The following is a 2,579-nucleotide window of genomic DNA, read 5'->3' on the forward strand; positions in this document are numbered from 1 at the left end:
CTGGGGTGGTTGTGCGCCAGGATGACCGCAGCCGCGTGGTGATGCAGGGCGCGCAGCGCCACCTCGCGCGGGTAGACGCTCGTCTGGTCCAGCGTGCCACGAAACAGTTCCTCCAGAGCGATCAGACGGTGCTGGTTGTCCAGAAACAGCACGGCAAACACTTCGTGCGGGCGGTGCGCGATCTGCAAGCGCAGCACATCGGCCACCGCCTGCGGCGAATCGAGCACTGGGCGCTCGCGCAGCCGCTCGGCCAGCGCGCGGCGCACCATCTCGGTGACGGCCAGCAGCTCGGCTCGCTTGGCTGGCCCCAGGCCCTTGACCGGGGCCAGCGCCGCCGGCGTGGCCTGCAGCAGGCCGCTCAAGCCACCGAAGCGTTGCAGCAGGCTCTGGGCCAGTGCCAGAACGGGCTGCTCGGCGGTGCCGGTGCGCAGCAGCAGCGCCAGCAGCTCGGCGTCGGCCAAGGCTTGGGGGCCGCGCGCCAGCAGCTTCTCGCGCGGTCGGGCCTCGGGTGGCAATTCGCGCACCATGGTCATCTCCCTGCAGTAACGGGTTTTTCTACAATCCTAATTTTCATCCAAGGCCGCTGCGCGGTCGCCGTGCCATGCCCGTCGTCGAACCCGGATCGTTTCTGACCCTGCACTACCGCCTGTGCGCCGCCGACGGTACGCCGTTCATCGACACCTTCGCCGCGCAACCGGCCACGCTGTCGCTGGGCACGGGCGAACTGTCGCCCGCGCTGGAGCAGCGCCTGCTGGGTCTGGCCGAGGGGGCCTGCGCCGCGTTTGATCTGCCCGAGGGGGAAGCCTTTGGGCCGCGCCGGGCCGAGCTGCTGCAGTGGGTGGCGCGCCGCTTGTTGGATGAGTTGGGGGCGCCGCCGCAGGGCTATGCGGTGGGTGACGTGGTGCAGTTTCCCACCCCCGACGGGCAGGGGCATTATGCGGGCGTGGTGCGCGAGGTGCGCGCCGACGGCGCCGTGCTGTTTGACTTCAACCACCCGCTGGCCGGTCAGCCCGTGCGGTTTGACGTCCACATCATCGGGATCCTGTGATGACTGCTGCTGCCGTTCGGGAGGTGCTACTGGCCGAGCCGCGCGGCTTCTGCGCGGGCGTGGATCGCGCCATCGAGATCGTCGAGCGCGCGCTGGCCAAGTTTGGCACGCCGGTCTATGTCCGGCACGAGATCGTGCACAACCGCCATGTTGTCGAGGGCCTGCGCGCGCGCGGTGCGGTATTCGTCGAAGATCTGGCCGAGGTGCCGCCGGGGGCGGTGCTGGTGTTCAGCGCCCACGGGGTCAGCCGCGCCGTGCAGCAAGAAGCCCAGCGGCGCGGCTTTCGCATCTTCGATGCCACCTGCCCGCTGGTGACCAAGGTGCATGTCGAGGTGGCCAAACTGCGCCGCGAGGGCTATGAGTTCATCCTGATCGGCCACGCGGGTCACCCCGAGGTCGAGGGCACGATGGGCCAGGTGGACGACGGCATTCATCTGGTGCAGACGCTTGACGACGTCGCACATGTGCGGCCGTCGCAGACTGAGCGGCTGGCCGTCGTGACCCAAACCACGCTCAGCGTAGACGACACAGCCGAGATTTTGGCCGCGCTGCGTGCCCGCTTTCCCGGGTTGCGTGAACCGAAGCAGCAAGACATTTGCTACGCCACACAAAACCGGCAAGATGCGGTCAAGGCACTGGCGCGGCAGGTGGACGTGGTTGTCGTCGTGGGCAGCCCCAGCAGCTCCAACACCAACCGGCTGCGCGAGCTGGCCGAGCGCCTGGGCGTGCCCGCCTACATGGTGGAAGACGCCTCGCAGCTGCGCGACGAGTGGTTTGCCCAGGCGCCGCGCGTGGGCGTGACGGCGGGTGCCTCGGCCCCTGAGGCCCTGGTGCAGGGCGTGGTGCAGCGCCTCAAGGGGCTGGGCGCGACCGCCGTGCGTCGTATGGCTGGGCCGGTGGAGACCATGCGCTTTCCGTTGCCCAAGGGCCTCAAAGGGATGGCAGGTCAGGCGCGGGGTATGCCCTAGCCGCCCGCAGTGGTCTGGGCCTATCGCTAGGGTGGCCTGCCCCATGCTGTTGCTGGGTCAGGACGCGAGTGTGGTTTATGAGTCGGTCATGGGTCAGGCGGCAAGGGCGCCAGCCCACAAGGCCGACAGGGCCTCGGCTTGCGCCAGCACGGTTTGTACGGCGGCACTCTCCAAATCCGGTGGGTAGCCGTGCTTGCGCAGGATGCGCTTGACCAGCACCCGCAGCCGGGCCCGGGCGGACTCGCGGTGCGCCCAGTCCACGGTCACGTTCTCGCGCAGCCGTATGAGCAGTTCATGGGCGATCACCCGCAGCTTGGCGTCGCCCATCACCTGCACGGCCGATTCGTTTTCCGCCAGGGCATCATAGAAAGCCACCTCGTCATCGGACAGGCCTTCTTCCTCCCCACGGCTGCGCGCCGCGCGCACATCACGCGCCAGTTCGATCAGTGTCTGCAGCACCTCGGCGGTGGTGATGGCATTGGCGTGGTAGCGCGCGACTGCCTCCTCCAGCCGCTCCGAAAACGCGCGGGACTGCACCACGTTGGCCTTGCTGCGTGAGCGAA

Annotated in this window: 4 protein-coding genes; 2 read left to right on the forward strand and 2 right to left on the reverse strand. The window is 68.6% G+C overall.

What is annotated here, in order from left to right:
- On the reverse strand, positions 1–527 hold a 527-nt coding region (gene radC, locus V7Z54_RS08565), incomplete at its 3' end, for a RadC family protein (protein WP_334135848.1).
- Positions 528–601: 74 nt separating this feature from the next.
- On the opposite strand from radC, the gene V7Z54_RS08570 reads away from it, so the two are divergent.
- A complete protein-coding gene (locus tag V7Z54_RS08570) occupies positions 602–1,048 on the forward strand; it encodes an FKBP-type peptidyl-prolyl cis-trans isomerase (protein WP_334135849.1) in 447 nt (148 codons plus the stop codon).
- Positions 1,048–2,016, forward strand: coding sequence for a 4-hydroxy-3-methylbut-2-enyl diphosphate reductase (gene ispH / locus V7Z54_RS08575; protein ID WP_334135851.1), 969 nt, complete (start codon positions 1,048–1,050; stop codon positions 2,014–2,016). Before V7Z54_RS08570 ends, ispH begins: the two co-directional genes overlap by 1 nt.
- A 93-nt stretch (positions 2,017–2,109) precedes the next feature.
- Here the strand turns inward: ispH and V7Z54_RS08580 are convergent.
- Positions 2,110–2,579 (reverse strand): DUF3387 domain-containing protein (locus V7Z54_RS08580; RefSeq protein WP_334135853.1); only part of this gene is annotated, 470 nt, incomplete at its 5' end.

The sequence above is a fragment of the Tepidimonas sp. genome (genome assembly GCF_036824975.1).
In the GTDB taxonomy this organism is placed as follows: domain Bacteria; phylum Pseudomonadota; class Gammaproteobacteria; order Burkholderiales; family Burkholderiaceae_C; genus Tepidimonas.